At 70.6% G+C, this 17,463-nt stretch carries 17 protein-coding genes; 5 read left to right on the plus strand and 12 right to left on the minus strand.

Features of this window, described 5'->3' with window-relative positions; translation table 11 throughout:
* Positions 1-11: 11 nt before the first annotated feature.
* Together IE231_RS17260 and IE231_RS17265 are read right to left on the minus strand one after the other, a co-directional pair.
* A complete protein-coding gene (locus IE231_RS17260) occupies positions 12-554 on the minus strand; it encodes an acyl-CoA thioesterase (protein WP_189695236.1) in 543 nt (180 codons plus the stop codon).
* A gap of 56 nt (positions 555-610) precedes the next feature.
* Complete coding sequence (locus tag IE231_RS17265; protein WP_189695249.1) at positions 611-2,506, minus strand: AMP-binding protein; 1,896 nt, start codon at positions 2,504-2,506, stop codon at positions 611-613.
* A gap of 203 nt (positions 2,507-2,709) precedes the next feature.
* On the opposite strand from IE231_RS17265, the gene IE231_RS17270 reads away from it, so the two are divergent.
* From IE231_RS17270 to IE231_RS17285, 4 genes are read left to right on the plus strand one after another with little or no spacing between them, the layout of a single operon-like run.
* Complete coding sequence (locus tag IE231_RS17270; protein ID WP_189695237.1) at positions 2,710-3,384, plus strand: GntR family transcriptional regulator; 675 nt, start codon at positions 2,710-2,712, stop codon at positions 3,382-3,384.
* 2 nt (positions 3,385-3,386) lie between these two features.
* Positions 3,387-4,907: an MmgE/PrpD family protein gene (locus IE231_RS17275; RefSeq protein WP_189695238.1), complete on the plus strand. Its 1,521-nt coding sequence runs from the start codon at positions 3,387-3,389 to the stop codon at positions 4,905-4,907.
* Entirely contained in the window at positions 4,907-5,824 is a 918-nt protein-coding gene (gene prpB, locus IE231_RS17280) for a methylisocitrate lyase (RefSeq protein ID WP_189695239.1), read from the plus strand. Before IE231_RS17275 ends, prpB begins: the two co-directional genes overlap by 1 nt.
* Positions 5,825-5,857: 33 nt before the next feature.
* Positions 5,858-7,021 carry a bifunctional 2-methylcitrate synthase/citrate synthase gene (locus tag IE231_RS17285; RefSeq protein WP_189695240.1) on the plus strand — a complete coding sequence of 388 codons (1,164 nt, stop codon included), beginning with the start codon at positions 5,858-5,860 and terminating at the stop codon, positions 7,019-7,021.
* 51 nt (positions 7,022-7,072) lie between these two features.
* Here IE231_RS17285 and IE231_RS17290 read toward each other — a convergent pair whose 3' ends face one another.
* From IE231_RS17290 to IE231_RS17335, 10 genes are all read right to left on the minus strand, one after another.
* Positions 7,073-7,555 carry an 8-oxo-dGTP diphosphatase gene (locus IE231_RS17290; RefSeq protein ID WP_189695250.1) on the minus strand — a complete coding sequence of 161 codons (483 nt, stop codon included), beginning with the start codon at positions 7,553-7,555 and terminating at the stop codon, positions 7,073-7,075.
* Positions 7,556-7,582: 27 nt separating this feature from the next.
* Complete coding sequence (gene xerD / locus IE231_RS17295; protein ID WP_374189471.1) at positions 7,583-8,617, minus strand: site-specific tyrosine recombinase XerD; 1,035 nt, start codon at positions 8,615-8,617, stop codon at positions 7,583-7,585.
* Positions 8,590-9,234, minus strand: coding sequence for an NUDIX domain-containing protein (locus IE231_RS17300; RefSeq protein ID WP_189695252.1), 645 nt, complete (start codon positions 9,232-9,234; stop codon positions 8,590-8,592). The genes xerD and IE231_RS17300 overlap by 28 nt, the downstream gene beginning before the upstream one ends.
* Before the next feature lie 50 nt (positions 9,235-9,284).
* On the minus strand, positions 9,285-11,075 hold the full coding sequence (gene pyrG, locus IE231_RS17305; RefSeq protein ID WP_229867369.1) for a CTP synthase: 1,791 nt from the start codon (positions 11,073-11,075) through the stop codon (positions 9,285-9,287).
* Between the two features lie 124 nt (positions 11,076-11,199).
* Positions 11,200-12,948, minus strand: a complete 1,749-nt coding sequence (gene recN, locus IE231_RS17310; protein ID WP_189695241.1) for a DNA repair protein RecN — start codon at positions 12,946-12,948, stop codon at positions 11,200-11,202.
* A complete protein-coding gene (locus tag IE231_RS17315; RefSeq protein ID WP_189695242.1) occupies positions 12,945-13,976 on the minus strand; it encodes an NAD kinase in 1,032 nt (343 codons plus the stop codon). Before IE231_RS17315 ends, recN begins: the two co-directional genes overlap by 4 nt.
* Complete coding sequence (locus IE231_RS17320) at positions 13,973-14,806, minus strand: TlyA family RNA methyltransferase (protein WP_304944931.1); 834 nt, start codon at positions 14,804-14,806, stop codon at positions 13,973-13,975. The genes IE231_RS17315 and IE231_RS17320 overlap by 4 nt, the downstream gene beginning before the upstream one ends.
* Before the next feature lies 1 nt (position 14,807).
* Positions 14,808-14,963, minus strand: a complete 156-nt coding sequence (locus tag IE231_RS17325; protein ID WP_189695243.1) for a hypothetical protein — start codon at positions 14,961-14,963, stop codon at positions 14,808-14,810.
* Between the two features lie 31 nt (positions 14,964-14,994).
* Entirely contained in the window at positions 14,995-15,975 is a 981-nt protein-coding gene (locus tag IE231_RS17330; protein ID WP_189695244.1) for an HAD-IIA family hydrolase, read from the minus strand.
* Between the two features lies 1 nt (position 15,976).
* Positions 15,977-16,762 (minus strand): hypothetical protein, encoded by a 786-nt coding sequence (locus tag IE231_RS17335; RefSeq protein ID WP_194576512.1) that lies wholly within the window; start codon positions 16,760-16,762, stop codon positions 15,977-15,979.
* A 57-nt stretch (positions 16,763-16,819) separates the two neighbouring features.
* Between IE231_RS17335 and IE231_RS17340 the strand changes: the two genes are divergently transcribed.
* The coding region (locus tag IE231_RS17340) for a hypothetical protein (protein WP_201896885.1) at positions 16,820-17,463 on the plus strand (644 nt) is incomplete at its 3' end.

Below are 17,463 nucleotides of genomic sequence, written 5' to 3' on the forward strand. Positions count from 1 at the left end.
GCGGTGCATGCCTACCAGAGGTGGGGAGCCGGGCGGCGGGTGCTCGGAAGGGCGTTCTCCTCGCGCCAGGCGTGGAGGAACTCGGGCAGGACGAGATCAGCAGGCGGCTGGCCGATCTCTTCGAAGATCTCCGCGTTGGCCACGGGACCGCGCTTCGACACCAGGCGCGTGGCAATATACGCGCGGGCGTAGACCTCGCCGCCGGCCACCATGCGCTGCTCGAAGAAGATGGCCTTCTCGTCGACGCCGATGATCTTGGACTCGATCGTGTAGGCCTGCCACAGCTGCAGCGACTTGCGGAACGTGATCGTCTCGAGGTTCACCACGGGGCTCCACCCCCTTGCCCGCATCCGGTCCCACACGCCGGCCCGCGCCATGAGGTCGAACCGTCCGAGGTCCATGAGCGAGAAGTACATGCCGTTGTTGACGTGCATCGCGACGTCGATGTCCGTCGGCAGGACTCTCAGCTTCAGGGACGAGGCCTCCCAGATGCTCAGGGAGGGCCGCCGCCGCGACGTGATCAGGAGCAGGAGGGTGCGCAGGAGCAGGTGCATGGGCCTATGTTACCCATCAGTAACCGGTCGCGGATCCCGCCACTCGAGCACGGCCGTCACTCCCCCGTCAGCGTCGGGATCAGCCGCTCGATGACCCCCGGGTCCTCGATGGTCGAGGGCACGGTGTACTCGTCACCGTCGGCGATCTGGCGCATGGTTTTGCGCAGGATCTTGCCGGAGCGCGTCTTGGGAAGCGCATCCACGACGAGGGCCTGCTTGAAGTCCGCCACGGGCCCGATCTGCTGCCTCACGAGTGCAACCAGCTCGGGCACGAGCTGCTCCTCGGACACCGAGCTGCCCGCCTTGAGCACCACGTACCCGACCGCGCGCTGGCCCTTGAGGGAGTCCTTCAGGCCGATCACCGCGCACTCCGCCACCGCCGGGTGCCCGGCCAGGACGGCCTCGATCGCGCCGGTGGAGAGGCGATGGCCGGCGACGTTGATGATGTCGTCGGTGCGGCCCATCACGAACACGTACCCATCGCCGTCCCGGTACCCGGAGTCGCCGGTCGCGTAGCAGCCGGGGAAGGCCGAGAGGTAGGAGGCGATGTAGCGCTCGTCGTTGTGCCAGAGCGTGCTCAGGGTTCCTGGCGGCAGGGGCAGCCGCAGCACGATATTGCCCTCCTCCCCCGGTCCGACGGGCTCTCCCGCCCCATCGAGGATCTCGAGGTCGTAGCCGGGCATGGGCACCGACGGCGAGCCGGGCTTGAGCGGAAGCTCCTCGAAGCCGCGGGGATTGCCGCAGATGGCCCAGCCCGTCTCGGTCTGCCACCAGTGGTCCACCACCGGGACGCCGAGCTTCTCCCCCGCCCACCGGTAGGTCTCCGGGTCGAGCCGCTCGCCCGCGGCATACAGGCGCACGAGGCTCGACGTGTCGTAGTCCCCCAGGAGGGCGGCCTCGGGGTCGGCCCGACGGATCGCCCGCAGCGCGGTCGGCGCGGTGAAGAGCACCTTCACGTGGTGGTCAGCCACGACGCGCCAGAAGGCCCCGGCGTCTGGAGTGCCCACGGGCTTGCCCTCGTAGAGCACGGTCGTGGCACCGGCCAGCAGCGGCCCGTAGACGATGTAGGAGTGGCCCACCACCCAGCCCACATCCGAGGCGGTCCACATGACCTCACCCGGCCCCACGCCATAGAGGTTCTCCAGGGTCCACGCGAGCGCCACGGCGTGTCCGCCGTTGTCGCGCTGAACGCCCTTGGGCGTCCCGGTCGTGCCGGAGGTGTAGAGGATGTACAGCGGGTCGGACGCCGCGACGGGCACGGGAACCACCGGGTCGGCCGCCGCGAGGGCAGCGTCGAAGTCGTCCCAGCCGGGGTAGTCGGCGAGCCCGTGGGCAAATCCGTCGCGGACCTTGACCACGACCCCCAGCTCAGGCAACTCCGCGATCCCGAGGGCCTCCTCGACCGCCGGGAGATATTCGACGCGGCGGTTCGGCTCGATGCCGCCGCTCGCCGTCACGATGAGCTTGGGCCCGGCGTCCCGGATCCTCGCCGCGAGCTCGCGCGGGGCGAACCCGCCGAACACCACAGAGTGGACCGCTCCCAGCCGCGCGCAGGCGAGCATGGCAATGACCGCCTCCGGGATCATCGGCATGTAGATGACGACGCGGTCGCCCTTGGCGACACCGCGCGCCGCCAGCGCGCCCGCAAACCGCGCCACAAGGTCAGTGAGCTCGGCATAGGTGTAGGTGCGCTGGATGCCGAGGACCGCCGAGTCGTAGACGAGTGCCGCGACCTCGCCGCGGCCGGCCTCCACATGGCGGTCGAGCGCGTTGTACGCGGTGTTGAGGGTACCCCCCGGAAACCACCGGTAGAGCGGCGGCTCGGAGGCGTCCAAAGCTGCCGAGGGAGCATCGGTCCAGTCGACGGCCTTGGCCGCATCGAGCCAGAACGCTTCCCTGTCGGCCAGGCTCGCACGATAGGCCTGGGCGTATTTTCCCGTCTCCTCGGTCACGTCGGTCCCCTGTGTCACTGTGGCGCTCCTCACTTCGTCGTGGTGCACCCAGAGTAGGTCAGCCGAAGCCGTGCAGACAAGGGGTCATGTATACATTTGGTCCAAAGGATTGGCCTGAATAGTGCTTGCGCCGCGAGCTCGGCAGTGGCAATGTATACATAGCCGTGAATGCAGATGAAGAGCGGATGAGGGAAAGGAGCTCCATGAAGGCCAGTGACCGCGCCTACACGGCGCTCCGCGACGACATCGTCGAATGGCGCCTCCCCCCGGGCACGCTGCTCGGCGAAGTCGAGCAGTCCGAGCGGCTCGGGGTGTCTCGGACGCCACTGCGCGAAGCGCTCGCGCGGCTCACCGCGGACGGCCTCGCCTCCGCCCAGCGGGGACGCGGCGTCGTCGTGAGCGACATCTCCCTCGCCCACATCGACGAGCTCTTCGAACTGCGCGAGGCCCTCGAGTCCAAGGCCGCCGCGCTCGCTGCGCTGCGAGGCGACCGGGAGCGCTTCGCGGACCTCCGAGACCGCTTCGCGGCTGCGCCGGAGCTGCTGACCGACGACGACCCCCAACGGCACGAGTACTATTCGCTCGCCGCCGAACTGGACGCCGCCATCGACGAGGCCATCGGCAACTCGTACCTCACGCAGTCGCTCGAGGGCCTGCGCGTGCACCTCACCCGCGTGCGGCGCCTCGCGAAGGACGACGCCGCGCGGCTGAGGCTCGCGGCGACCGAGCACGCCGCGATCGCCGGCGCCATCGCCGACGGCAACGCGCACCTCGCTGCCGCCGCCACCGCCGTCCACCTGAACAACAGCCTGAACCACATCAAATCGGCCGGCACGCCTGCTGGCCACCCCGGCACCCGCCCCGAACGAGAGGTCTGACAATGGTCGAGATGCACAAGGTCCGCGTCTACAAGAGCGAGGAGAACCTGCCCCGCGAGGACCAGCTCGCCTACAAGATCGCCAAGGTCGCCACCGACCCCGTCGAGGTCACCGACGAGGTGACGGAGATGATCATCAACCGCATCATCGACAACGCCTCGGTCGCGATCGCGTCGCTCAACCGCGGCCCCATCATCGCCGCGCGGGCGCAGGCCCTCTCCCACGCGCCGTCGACCGGAGGCAAGGGGGCGCTCGTCTACGGCGTCACCGAGCGTGTGTCCCCCGAGTGGGCCGCGTGGGCCAATGGCGTGGCGGTGCGCGAGCTCGACTACCACGACACCTTCCTGGCGGCAGAGTACTCCCACCCGGGCGACAACATCCCCCCGATCCTCGCCGTGGGCCAGCACGTCGGCTCGACCGGGCGCGACCTCATCCGCGGCATCGCCACGGGCTACGAGATCCAGGTTGACCTTGTGAAGGCCATCAGCCTCCACAAGCACAAGATCGACCACGTCGCGCACCTCGGTCCCTCGGCCGCCGCGGGCATCGGCGCGCTGCTCGGCCTCGACGTCGAGACCGTCTTCCAGGCGGTGGGCCAGGCCCTCCACACGACGACCGCGACCCGCCAGTCCCGCAAGGGCGAGATCTCCACGTGGAAGGCACATGCCCCGGCGTTCGCGGGCAAGATGGCAGTCGAGGCCGTGGACCGGGCCATGCGGGGCCAGACCTCGCCCGTGCCGATCTACGAGGGTGAGGACGGCGTCATCGCCTGGATGCTCGACGGCCCAGAGGCCGCGTACGAGGTCCCGCTGCCTGCGGAGGGCGAGTCGAAGCGTGCGATCCTCGACACCTACACGAAGGAGCACTCCGCCGAGTACCAGGCCCAGGCGTGGATCGACCTGGCCCGCAAGCTGCACCGCGAGCACCCCGAGGTCACGGACCCGGCCAACGTCGCGAGCATCCTCATCAAGACGAGCCACCACACCCACTACGTGATCGGCTCGGGTGCCAACGATCCCCAGAAGTACGATCCGAAGGCCTCGCGCGAGACCCTCGACCACTCGATCCCGTACATCTTCGCCGTGGCCCTCCAGGACGGTGCATGGCACCACGTCGACTCCTACTCGCCGGAGCGGGCCGGCCGACCCGACACGGTCGCGCTGTGGCACAAGGTCACCACTGAAGAGGACCCGGAGTGGACGCGGCGGTACCACTCGCTCGACATCTCCGAGAAGGCGTTCGGCGGCTCCGTGGTCATCACCCTCACGGACGGCACGGTGATCGAGGATGAGATCGCCGTCGCGGACGCGCACCCGCTCGGCGCGCGGCCGTTCGGCCGGGAGCAGTACATCGCGAAGTTCCGGACGCTCGCGGCCGATGCCGTGGCGCCCGAGGAGATCGACCGGTTCCTCGCCGCCGTCCAGCGCCTCCCGGAGCTGGGTGCGGGCGAGCTCGACCAGCTCAACATCGTGGCCAGGGACGGCGTGATCGACCTCGCCTCGGCACCGAAGGGACTGTTCTGATGCTGTATTCGAAGACCACTCCCGAGCAGAAGCGCGTCACGCTCCGCCGCATCCTCGCCTCGGGCACCGTGCAGCAGTTCCCCGGGGCGTTCAATCCCCTCTCCGCACGGCTCATCGAGGAGAAGGGCTTCCCCGGTGTCTACATCTCCGGCGCGGTCCTCGCCAACGACCTCGGCCTGCCGGACATCGGCCTCACGACCCTGACCGAGGTCGCCACGCGCGCGGGCCAGATCGCCCGCATGACGGACCTCCCTGCGATCGTCGACGCCGACACGGGCTTCGGCGAGGCGATGAACGTGGCCCGCACCATCCAGGAGCTCGAGAACGCAGGCCTGGCCGGCATGCACATCGAGGACCAGGTCAACCCCAAGCGGTGCGGGCACCTCGACGGGAAGTCGGTGGTCGACCTCGACACGGCCCTCCAACGCGTCCGCGCCGCCGCGGACGCGCGACGCGATCCGAACTTCCTCATCATGGCCAGGACCGACATCCGCGCCACCGGTGAAGGGGCCGCGGGACTGGACGCCTCCGTCGAGCGCGTCAAGGCACTCGTGGACGCCGGCGCCGACGCGATCTTCCCGGAGGCGATGGGCACCCTCGAGGAGTTCAAGGCCATCCGGGACGCCGTGGACGTCCCCGTCCTGGCCAACATGACCGAGTTCGGCAAGAGCCGGCTGTTCACCGCCGACGAGCTCGCCGGCGTCGGGGTCAACCTCATCATCTATCCGGTGACCCTCCTGCGGATGGCGATGGGCGCCGCCGAGCGTACGCTCGAGACGATCAAGGCCGAGGGCACCCAGGAGGCGCGTGTTCCGGACATGCTCACTCGCGCTCGCCTCTACGAGCTGGTTGACTACGAGGCGTACAACCGTTTCGACACCGGCGTATTCAATTTTCAGGTTCCGGGCCGATACTGAAGGCCAGTGGCCCACTGACTAAGGAGTCCTGCGATGACCCAGGCGCCAAGCACCGCGCAGAGCGACAGCGCAATCAAGAAGGGCCTTGCCGGCGTGGTGGTGGACTACACCGCCATCTCGAAGGTCAACCCCGAGACCAACTCGCTGCTCTACCGCGGCTACCCCGTCCAGGAGCTGGCCGCACGCTGCAGCTTCGAAGAGGTGGCCTATCTGCTCTGGTACGGCGAGCTGCCCACCCCCGACCAGCTGTCGGAGTTCGAGGCGCGCGAGCGCGCGGGCCGGACGCTCGATCCGGTCCTGAAGCAGGTGATCGACCAGCTGCCTGACACCTGCCACCCCATGGACGTCTGCCGTACCGCGGCGAGCGTCCACGGCGCGCGCAACCCGAAGGCCGCGGATTCGTCCCGTGAGGCCAACCTCGCCAAGGCGCTTGAACTGTTCGCAGCCATGCCCGCCGTGGTGGCCTACGACCAGCGCCGGCGCCGGGGCCAGGACCCCATCGAGCCGCGCGAGGACCTCGGCTATTCGGCGAACTTCCTCTGGATGACCTTCGGCGAGGAGCCCGCGCCCGAGGTGGTCCGGGCGTTCGAGGTCTCGATGATCCTGTACGCAGAGCACTCGTTCAACGCCTCCACGTTCACCGCCCGCGTCATCACCTCGACGCTGTCCGACCTGCACTCCGCCGTGACGGGCGCGATCGGCGCGCTGAAGGGACCGCTCCACGGCGGCGCGAACGAAGCCGTCATGGAGACGTTCGAGGAGATCGGGATCCGGGACGACGAGACGCACGAGCAGGCCAAGGTCCGCGCCAAGGCGTGGATGGATGAGGCGCTCGCGGCGAAGAAGAAGGTCATGGGTTTCGGTCACCGCGTGTACAAGCACGGCGACTCCCGGGTGCCGACCATGAAGGCGGCGCTCGACGACCTCATCGCCTTCTACGGCCGCCCCGAGGTCCTCGGCCTCTATGACGGACTCGAGCAGTCCATGGACGAGGCCAAGGGCATCAAGCCGAACCTGGACTACCCGACCGGGCCCGCCTACCACCTCATGGGCTTCGACATCCCGACGTTCACCCCGCTGTTCGTCGCAAGCCGGATCGTGGGCTGGACCGCGCACATCATGGAGCAGCTCGAGAGCAACTCCCTCATCCGCCCGCTCTCGGCCTACAACGGGCCGGACGAGCGGCACCTGGACTGACCGCCGGCTGACTGGACCGCCGGCTGACTGGACTGACCCGCCGCTGGGGGGTCAGGGGCCGAGGACGACGAAACGGGCAACCGTCTCGTTGTCCTCGGCCATTTCCACATAGAAGTCCGAGACCCTGCCCGAGAGCACGACGGGCAGCCAGTGGTCCGCGTCCTGCCACATGCCGTCCACCGGCAGCCTGTCCACCGGGTACCACGCTGGCGCGATCTCTTCGCTCTCCCCGATCTCCCCCGTCCATACGGAGGACGTGAACATGGTGCACTCCATGTCCCACTCGGGACGCACGGGGAAGCGGAAGTCCACGGTGCCGGCGGGGGTGAGCAGCGCGGCGTCGAGCACGACGCCGGCCTCCTCGGCAAGTTCGCGGACGGCGGCTTCCGCCGGGGTCTCCCCTGCCTCGACATGACCGCCGAGGCCCACGATCTTCCCCCGCCCGAAACCGCGCTTCTTCTGCCCGAGCAGGACCTCGCGCCCGCCCGGTCCTTCTCGCAGGAGGAAGCACAGTGCCACCGGTGATCCCATCAGCGGGCCCCCCTCACTCTTCTCGCCCCGTCACCCTCTGGCCCTCGGGTGCGCTGCCGCGTAGACCTCGCGCAGGGTGTCCGCCGTGACGAGCGTGTATACCTGAGTGGTCGTGACGGACGCGTGGCCGAGGAGCTCCTGGACCACGCGCACGTCGGCGCCGCCCTCGAGCAGGTGGGTGGCGAACGAGTGGCGCAGGGTGTGCGGGGAGACGTCGCGGTTGATCTGCGCCTTCTCGGCAACATCCTTCAGGATGGTCCACGCGCTCTGGCGGCTGAGCCGGCCGCCGCGCGCGTTGAGGAACAGGGCGGGCGTCCCGGCGCCCTTGGAAACGAGGGCCGGCCGGGCACGGACGATGTACGCATCCAGCGCGCGTGCGGCATAGGAGCCGATCGGCACGAGCCGCTCCTTCGACCCCTTGCCGAAGAGCCGCACGACCGCCGGACCCCCGTCAGCCGCCTCCAACCGGAGGTCGTCGACGTCGAGACCCACGGCCTCGCTGATGCGCGCGCCAGTCGCGTAGAGGAACTCCAGGAGCGCCCGGTCCCGCAGCCCGGCGGGCGTGTCCGCTCCGGCCGTCTCGAGGATCCGGGTCACCTCGTGGATCGTGATGGCCTTGGGCAGCCGCTGCCCCGCGAGCGGCGGGTGAACGTCCGCGGCCGGATCGTCCGCCGTCGTGCCCTCGAGTGCCCAGAACCGGTGCAGGCCGCGGACGGCGACCACCGTCCGGGCCGCAGACCGGGCCGTGAGGGGGCTGCCGCCGTCCGCCCCGTCCCTCAGCGCCTGGGCGAAGCCGCCGACGTGCCGGCGCTCGACCGCCGACGGCGTGTCGACGCCCTCGCGCGCGAGATGCGCTCCGTACCTGACCAGATCCCGTCGGTAGGCGGAGAGGGTGTTGGCTGCGAGCCCGCGCTCGACTGCGAGGTGTCGGAGGTAGTCCTCGATGCCTCGGCGCAGTGCTGGCGGGAGCTCGGACTGCGTCGGGGCTGCGGCCGGGGCGGCAGGGAGGACGGGATCGGCGGCCGGCACGGGAGCGCTCAGCGCTGGCCCGGGTGGGCCGGCCACGGAGCATCACCAGGCCTGAGCGTGGCGAATCCCTCTCGGCGCGCGGCGTCCGCCGCGAGGATCGCCACAATGGCGCTCGGATTGTGGAGGCGCCCGTCGAGCACGCCGCGGACGGCCTCGTCGAGGTCCACCCAGGCGAACTCGATCTCGGCTTCCTCGTCCGTGCGCTCGTGCCGGTCACCGTGCGGGATCTCGCTGAGGCCACGGGCCACGTAGATCCGCAGCGCCTCGCTCGAGGACCCGGGAGAGGTGAAGAAGTCCGCGAGGACGTGCCACTCCGAGGCGGTGAGGTCGGCCTCCTCGGCGAGCTCCCGGGCCGCCGCGTCGAGGTTCGATTCCCCGTCCACGTCGAGGAGCCCGGCCGGGATCTCCCACAGGTCCATGCCCACCGGATGCCGGTACTGGCGAAGCATGAGGATGCGGCCCTCGCTGTCCATCGGCAGGATCGCGACGGCCCCCGGATGCTCGATGTAGTCGCGATGCAGGACGCCCGAGCCCTCGGACAGCTCGAAGGCGTCGCTGCGGACGTCCCAGATCCGCCCCTTGTAGACCGTCTCCGAGGAGAGGACGTGCCGCGGGTTCGGGGCGTCCGCGACGTCCTGCGCCCGCTCCGGCACGTGGCCCACGCGGCCTAGGCCCGTGTCGGGCTCATGCGTGTCCACAGTGCCTACTTGCCCTTGGCCGCGGCAGCAGGTGCGTGCGCGGCGGCAGCCTCTCCCTGGCCCGAGGGCTTCCCGTTCCCGGCACTCCCGGCACCGGTGGCCTCAGCGGCCCCCTCAGCAGCCTTGCCGGCGTCCTGGTGCTCGAGGGCGGCCTTCACGAGTCCCACGAACAGCGGGTGCGGACGCGTGGGGCGGGAGCCGAGCTCGGGATGGGCCTGGGTCGAGACGTAGTAGGGGTGCACGTCCTTCGGGAGCTCGGCGAACTCGACCAGCTTCCCGTCCGGCGAGGTCCCCGAGAAGACCAGGCCCTTCGCCGCAATCTGCTCGCGGTAGGCGTTGTTCACCTCGTAGCGGTGGCGGTGGCGCTCGGAGACCTTCGTGGCGCCATAGGTCTCCGCAACGACAGAACCCTCGGCGAGGACCGCATCGTAAAGACCCAGCCGCATCGTGCCGCCCATGTCGCCCTTGCCCTCGACGATGTCGAGCTGCTCGGCCATGGTGGCGATCACAGGATGCTTCGAGTCCGGCTCGAATTCGCTGGAGGAGGCATCCTCGAGTCCCACGACGTTCCGCGAGTACTCGATGACCATGCACTGCAGGCCGAGGCACAGGCCCAACGTGGGGAGCTTGCCCTCGCGGGCGAGCTTGAGCGCACCGAGCTTGCCCTCGAGCCCGCGGATGCCGAAGCCGCCGGGAACGAGGATCGCGTCCACGCCGGCGAGGGCCTTCTTCGCTCCGGCCGGGGTCTGGCACTCGTCGGAGGCGACCCAGCGGATCTTGACCTTCGTGTCGTTCGCGAACCCGCCTGCGCGCAGTGCCTCGGTGACGGAGAGGTACGCATCCGGCAGGTCGATGTACTTGCCGACGAGGGCGATCTCGACCTCGTGCTTGGGGTGGTGCACGGCCTCGAGGAGGCGGTCCCACTTGGTCCAGTCGACGTCCTTGAAGGGCAGGTCGAGGGCCCGCACGATGTAGGAGTCGAGACCCTGGGCGTGCAGCACCTTGGGGATGTCGTAGATGCTCGGCGCATCCGGGCAGCTGATCACTGCATCGGTGTCGACGTCGCACATGCGGCCGATCTTGTCCCGCATGGCATCCGGGATCTCGCGGTCCGACCGGACGACGATCGCGTCCGGCTGGATGCCGATGGAACGCAGCGCGGCGACGGAGTGCTGGGTCGGCTTGGTCTTGAGCTCCTGGGACGGGCCGATATACGGCACGAGGGAGACGTGGACGAAGAACACGTTCCCGCGACCCACGTCCTGGCGCACCTGGCGTGCCGCCTCGAGGAAGGGCTGCGACTCGATGTCGCCTACCGTTCCGCCGATCTCGGTGATGATGACATCCGGAGCGTTCTCGCCCTCCGCGGGCAGGCGCATCCGGCGCTTGATCTCATCGGTGATGTGGGGGATGACCTGGACGGTATCGCCGAGGTACTCGCCTCGGCGCTCCTTGGCGATCACCGTCGAGTAGACCTGCCCGGTGGTCACGTTCGCCGAGCCGTCGAGGGATTCGTCGAGGAACCGCTCGTAGTGGCCGATGTCGAGGTCGGTCTCGGCGCCGTCCTCGGTCACGAAGACCTCGCCGTGCTGGAACGGGTTCATCGTCCCGGGATCGACGTTGAGGTAGGGATCGAGCTTCTGCATCGTGACGGAAAGGCCGCGTCCACGCAGCAGGTGGCCGAGGCTGGAAGCCGTCAAGCCCTTCCCGAGCGAAGAGGCCACGCCGCCGGTGACGAAGATCTGCTTGGTCGTCTTGGCGGAGTCTGAGAAACGGGAATGAGTTCGCTGCACCACGGAATACCAGCATAACAGCCCGGGAGATCGCAATGGCCCGGCACCCCGGATGGGTGTGTCCCCCGCAGCGGACAGTGCCGAACCCGGCGGCTGGCGTTGCGCTGGGTCGGGCTCTCGGCCGGAATCAGCGGGCGGCGCCAGCGCGGGCGGACTGGGCGTCCTCGAGGAGCTCGAGGGCGTGCGCGCGGGCACTGGCCGAGTCCTCCTGGCCTGCGAGCATGCGGGCGAGCTCGACCACGCGCTCGTCGTCGTCAAGCAGGCGGACATCGCTGGACGTGACGCCGTCGACCCGCCCCGCGCCGCGCGACGATGCGACGGAGGTCTTGATCACGGTGATGTGGCGGTCGGCGAACGCGGCCACCTGCGGCAAGTGGGTCACCACGAGGACCTGCACGTGCCGGGCGAGCATGGCCAGGCGGCGGCCGATCTCCACCGCCGCGCGTCCCCCCACGCCGGAATCGACCTCGTCGAACACGAACGTCGGCACCGGGTCGACGGCGGCCAGGACCACCTCGATCGCGAGCATGACGCGGGAGAGCTCGCCGCCGGATGCGCCCTTGCCGAGCGGCCTCGCTGCCGCGCCCGCATGCGGCTGAAGCAGGATCGCGACCGTGTCGGCTCCGTCGGGTCCGAGGTGGCCGGTCTCCTCCACCTCGACCCGCAGCATGGCATCGGGCATCGCAAGGGCTGTGAGCTCGTCGCTCACCCGCTCCGCGAGCTCGGCCGCGGCCTCCCGCCGGCGTTCCGTCATTTCGGCCGAGAGCTCATGGAGGCGCGCCTCGTCGCGGCCGATCTGCTCGCTGAGCGACTCGATCCTCCCGTCGTCGTCCTGCAGCTCAAGCAGACGCCGCTGGCTCTCATCCGCCCACGCGATCACCTCGTCGAGCGTCGGGGCGTACTTGCGCGTGAGGCCACCGAGGGCAGCGCGTCGTTCCTCGACTTCCGCGAGCCGGCCGGCCGCCTCCGTGTCGAGCGAAGCGGCGTAGCCGGCGAGTTCCTGCGCCACGTCCGCGAGGATGTAGCCGACCTCGGCGAGCCGCTCCGCCGACGCGCCCAGTGCGACGTCATGCTCAGCCACGTGCTCGAGGGTGCGGCGGGCCCCATCGACGAGCGTCGTCGCGTCGGCGGCCTCACCGAAGTCCTCCGCGACGAGCGCCTCGTGGGCCTGCTGCGCCGCCATCCGCAGGGCCTCCGCATGGGCGAGCCGCGCGGCCTCGGATTTGAGGGCCTCGTCCTCCCCCGGCTGCGGGTCTACTTCGGCGATCTCAGCGAGGGCCGCCTCGAGCGACTCGGCCTCGCGGATCCGCTCACGCGACGAGGACGTCAGCTCGTCCAGCTCGCGGCGGGCATCGGTCCACGACGCGTAGAGGTCCCCGTAGTCCCGGCGGAGCCGGGCGAACTCCTCCCCCGCGAAGGTGTCGAGCGCGTGCCGCTGGGCCGCCGGGCTCTTGAGGCGCAGCTGCTCCGACTGGCCGTGGATCACCACGAGGTGACCGCCGACCTCGGCCAGCGCACCGACGGGCGCCGAGCGCCCGCCCAGATGAGCCCGGCTGCGCCCGTCGGCGCCCACGGTGCGGGCCAGCAGGAGCTCCGCGCCGCCGTCGTGCTCCTCGACGTCCGCGCCCGCCTCCTGGGCGCGCACGACGGCGGGGTGGTCCGGTTCGAGCCTCACCGTCGCCTCGGCGACGGCGGACTTCGCGCCCGTCCGCACTGCACCGGCGTCCGAGCGGCCGCCGAGCAGCAGCCCGAGGGCGGTGACCACCATGGTCTTGCCTGCGCCCGTCTCGCCGGTCACGACGCTGAGCCCCGGGCCCAGCGGCAGCGAGGCGTCGGTGATGACGCCCAGATCGCGGATCCGCAGTTCCTCGATCATGTGTGCTCCTGGTTCGGTTCGTGGGACTCCGTGCCACGGTGATGGCCTCCGTCCTCGGTGCCCTGCGACCACGCGATCGGCGGCACCTCGGGCACCATGGGCCCCGGTGTCCCGAGCTGCCCCGCGGGCACGGGCCCACGCCAGCCGTGGATGGGCAGCTCGAACTTGCGCACGAGCCGGGCCGAGAACGGCGTCGTGCTGATCCGAGCGAGACGCACCGGCACTTCCGACTTGGTGACCTCGACCCGCGCGCCGGGCGGGAGATCCACAGACCGCCGCCCGTCGCACCACAGGACCCCGTGCGCGTCGGTGCGGCCCAGGATCTCGACCGCGAGGGTCGAGCGCGGTGAGACGACGAGGGGCTTGGCGAACAGCGCATGCGCGCTGATGGGGGCGATGAGCAGCGCCTCGACCTCGGGCCACACAATGGGGCCGCCGGCCGAGAAGGCGTAGGCGGTGCTGCCGGTCGGAGTGGCCAGGACGATCCCGTCGCACCCGAAGGAGGTCAGGGGCTTGCCGTCCACCTCGGTGACCACCTCGATCATGCGTTCCCGGCTGGCCTTCTCGATCGCCGCCTCGTTGAGCGCCCATGTGTGCGCGACCATCGCACCTCGGTGCCAGACGGTGACGTCGATGGTCATGCGCTCCTCGACCGAGTAGCTGCGCGATGCGATCCCCTGGACGGTCTGGGCGAGGTCGGCCCGCTCACTCTCGGCGAGGAAGCCCACGTGGCCGAGGTTCACCCCGAGGAGCGGGACGTCCACGTGGCGCACGAGCTCGGCCGCGCGGAGGATCGTGCCGTCGCCGCCGAGGACCATGACGAGCTCGACGTCCTCGAGCTCGGCGTCCCGCCCGAGCACTTCCGTGGGGTGGTCGAGTCCGTTGAACCGCTCGTCGAGCTGCGCCTGCTGGCCCGCCGGCATGACCGGTGAGAGCCCGGAGCCGTACAGCTGGGCCGCCGCCTCCCTTGCGGCGAGCATCGAGTCCTCGCGGCCCATGTGGGCCAGGAGCAGGATGCGACGCGTCACGCTGGTGCCTCCTCGGTGTGGGTGGTGGGCCATTCCGCCGCGACCCATGCCGCGGGGTCGGGCGCGTGCTCTGGACCCCCCGCATCCGTGCCTTCCTCCGCGCGGCGCAGCCACAGGAAGTACTCGACATTCCCGTCCTGCCCGGGCAGCGGGCTCGCGGCGAGCCCGCACAGGGCGAGGCCCGCGGCGACGGCGGCCTCGGCCACCGAGGTGACCGCACGGCGTCGTTCGCTGTCTGAGCCTACGACGCCGGTGCGCGCCAGCCGCTCCCTGCCCACCTCGAACTGCGGCTTCACCATGACCAGCAGGTCTCCGCCGCGCTCGGTGCACGCCGCGAGCGGAGCGAGGACGAGGGTGAGTGAGATGAAGGACAGGTCCGCGACCGTCAGCGCGGCAGGGCCGCCGATATCGGCGGGCGTCATGTCCCGCACGTTGAGCCCCTCGTGGACCTGGACTCGCACGTCGCGCCGGAGCGGCTCCACCAATTGGCCATGCCCGACGTCCACCGCCACGACCTCAGCAGCGCCTGCTTGGAGGAGCACGTCGGTGAATCCGCCGGTGGAGGCGCCGGCATCCAGGCAGCGCGCGCCGTGCGGGTCGATGGCGGGGAAGGCCTGCAGGGCGCCCGCGAGCTTGTGGCCGGCGCGGCTCGCGTAGCGGCCGAGGTCCGTTGCCGCGACCTCGATGGCCGCCTCGTCCACGACGGCGTGGGACGGCCTCGTCACGGAGGCGCCGTCCACGCTCACCGCACCGTCCGCGATGAGCTTCGCCGCCTGGGTGCGGGAGCGGGCCAGGCCACGGCGCACGAGTTCGGTGTCCAAGCGTGCCACGCTACTCCGCCGGCTCCGCATCGAGGATCGTGGTGAGGGCATCGTGGAACGCCTCGAAGGCCGCTGCCCGGTCCTCGAGCGGCAGCCCGTCTGCGGCGTCGAGCTGCGCGAGTGCGGCCTCCGCCTCCGGCTGCAGCAGCTGTGGGTCCTCGCTCATGGGCTCCAGCTTATCGAGGCGCTGCCGCGTGTCAGTGGACCCAGGTGATGCGGGGCGCTGCCGCGCGGTCCGATTCCGGATTGGCGTCCCACCACGCGGCACACGCGGCACGCCATGAATCGAGGTCCTCGGAGTCTCCCGCGATGTCGAGCCGGTCCCCCGCCGCACGCGCGGACGAGGAGCCGACCCGCCACGCGCCGTCCTCCGCCGCCGCCTCGGGGTACGGGCGGAAGAAGTCGTCGAGGGTGGCCAGGAGGTACCTCGGCCGCTCGGCAGCGCGGGCGGCGAGGACGGACTCCTTGGTGTCCACACCGGTGAGCACGGCCGCGGTGGCGAACCCCGCACGATTGCCGCCGAGGATGTCCGTGTCCAGCCGGTCTCCGACGACGACCGGGTTCCTCGACCCCAGCCGCTCGGCAGCCGCGAGGAAGAGAGGCGCCTCCGGCTTGCCCGCCACGAGGGGTTCACGTCCGGTCGCGGCACGCACCGCGGCCACAAGGGTGCCGTTGCCGGGCGCGATCCCGCGCGCCTGGGGGATCGACATGTCGGTGTTGGTCGCGATCCAGAGCGCACCCCCGGCCACGGCGTAGGCGGCCTCGGCGAGATCCGTCCAGCCCAAGTCCGGGCTGAAGCCCTGGATCACCGCGTCGGGGACCTCCTTGGCGGAGCGGACCGCGTGCAGGCCCCGGTGCTCGACTTCCCGGGCGAGCGCGACGCTGCCCGTGACGAGCACGCGCGCCCCGGCAGGGACCTTCTTCGCCAGCAGCTCGGCACCCGCCTGGGCTGAGCTCACGACGTCGTCGTCCTCCGCCGGGGCACCGAGGTCACGCAGGTGTGCCGCGACCTCGGCAGGGGTGCGCGAGGCGTTGTTGGTCACGTAGCCGAGGCGGACCCCCCGCGGCTCGAGGCGCCGGAGCGCCTCGACCGCGCCGGGAATGGCACTCGGACCGGCATAGACCACCCCATCGAGATCGGACAGGACAGCATCGAACGCCTCGATAAGGTCGGCCACGCTACGCCTGCTCCTCCGGGGACTCCGCACGGTTCAGAGCGCCGGGGTCCCGGGGACCGCGCTCATGAGTGCTGCCGTCCTGGGTGAGATCGTCATCCGGTGCTGCGGCCTCGTCTGCCTCGGCGGCTGACACCTCTGGTTCGAAGGCATGGTCCTCGGCGGCAGGGGTGGTCTCGTGGATGCCGATCTCGTCCTCGGCAAGGCCAACGGGTTCCCCGTTCCCGGAGACCTCCGCGTCGCTCAGGGGCTGCTCGGAGCCGACCCCGACCGGCTCGGCGGGTGCGGCAGCCGCGGCGCGAGCACGGCGCTCTTCCTCCTCGCGGCGCTCTTCCTCCTCATCCCAGCCGAGATCGACGATGTCCGGATCCTCGTACTCCCCGACACCCAGAGCCTCCTCCGCCACACCGATCTGGCGGTACCATCTCGCGGCCTCCGGGGCCCGGCCGGCTGCAGAGAGCGCATCGGCGTAGGCCTCGAAGAGCCGCGGGCTGAAGGAGAAGGCACGGTTGATGTCCAGCTGCGGGATCTCGAGCTCCTCGACGGCTCCCGCGTAGTCACCCATGTCGGCGCGGGCGCCGGAGGCGACAATGGCGAGCTCCGCCTTGCCGGCGTTGTCCAGCATGCTCCGGTCTTCCGAGTGGGCGAGCTCCAGAGCCTTCTCAGGCCGCCCCAGGCCACGCTCGCAGTCGGCCATGTGGGCAATGTGGATGCTGGAGCCGGTGATCCGCCGGAAGGTCCGGAACTCCCGGAGCGCGTCGTCGTAGCGGCCAGCAGCGTACGCGGTCATGCCTACAGCCTCCCGCACGGCCCCGATGCGCCCACCCCGGCGGCTCGCCGCCAGGGCATGCTGATACGCAGCCTCGGGGTCAAGGTCGATCAGGCGGCCGGCCATCACGAGATGCTTGGCGACCCAGTCGCTGTTGTTGCCTTCCAGAGTGCGCAGCTGGCCGAGCGTACCCCTATCGAGTTCGCGACCGGTCACATCGGGATCGATCTCCGGCGACCGCTCACGATCGGGCCTGTTGGAGACCCGGAGGTCTGCCGCATTGTGCTGCGTGGGCCGGTGGCCCTGGTCGTCGCGGTCGAAGCGGCGGGGGCCGCGGTCGTCACGCTGGGGACGGTCGCCGTACGGGCGACGCTCACCACGGTCATCGCGCTGGAACCCGCGGGGGCCGCGGTCGTCACGCTGCGGACGGTCGCCGTACGGGCGCCGCTCGCCACGGTCGTCACGCTGGAACCCGCGGGGGCCACGGTCGTCACGCTGCGGACGATCACCGTACGGGCGACGCTCGCCACGGTCATCACGGTCGAAGCGGCGGGGCCCGCGAGCGTCCCGGTCAAAGCCTCGCGGCCCGCGGTCGTCCCGCTGCGGACGGTCACCGTACGGGCGACGCTCACCACGGTCATCACGGTCGAAGCGGCGGGGGCCACGGTCATCCCGCTGCGGACGATCACCGTACGGACGCCGCTCACCACGGTCATCACGGT

The organism is Sinomonas cellulolyticus (assembly GCF_014656475.1).
Taxonomy (GTDB): Bacteria; Actinomycetota; Actinomycetes; order Actinomycetales; family Micrococcaceae; genus Sinomonas; species Sinomonas cellulolyticus.

What these genes read in the sequence shown, in the direction of transcription:
- IE231_RS17260 (WP_189695236.1), bottom strand. Translation starts at nt 554, where the DNA reads ATGCACCTGCTCCTGCGCACCCTCCTGCTCCTGATCACGTCGCGGCGG.
- IE231_RS17335 (WP_194576512.1), bottom strand. Translation starts at nt 16,762, where the DNA reads ATGACCGCGTACGCTGCTGGCCGCTACGACGACGCGCTCCGGGAGTTC.
- IE231_RS17325 (WP_189695243.1), bottom strand. Translation starts at nt 14,963, where the DNA reads ATGAGCGAGGACCCACAGCTGCTGCAGCCGGAGGCGGAGGCCGCACTC.
- prpB (WP_189695239.1), top strand. Translation starts at nt 4,907, where the DNA reads ATGCTGTATTCGAAGACCACTCCCGAGCAGAAGCGCGTCACGCTCCGC.
- IE231_RS17285 (WP_189695240.1), top strand. Translation starts at nt 5,858, where the DNA reads ATGACCCAGGCGCCAAGCACCGCGCAGAGCGACAGCGCAATCAAGAAG.
- recN (WP_189695241.1), bottom strand. Translation starts at nt 12,948, where the DNA reads ATGATCGAGGAACTGCGGATCCGCGATCTGGGCGTCATCACCGACGCC.
- IE231_RS17270 (WP_189695237.1), top strand. Translation starts at nt 2,710, where the DNA reads ATGAAGGCCAGTGACCGCGCCTACACGGCGCTCCGCGACGACATCGTC.
- IE231_RS17275 (WP_189695238.1), top strand. Translation starts at nt 3,387, where the DNA reads ATGGTCGAGATGCACAAGGTCCGCGTCTACAAGAGCGAGGAGAACCTG.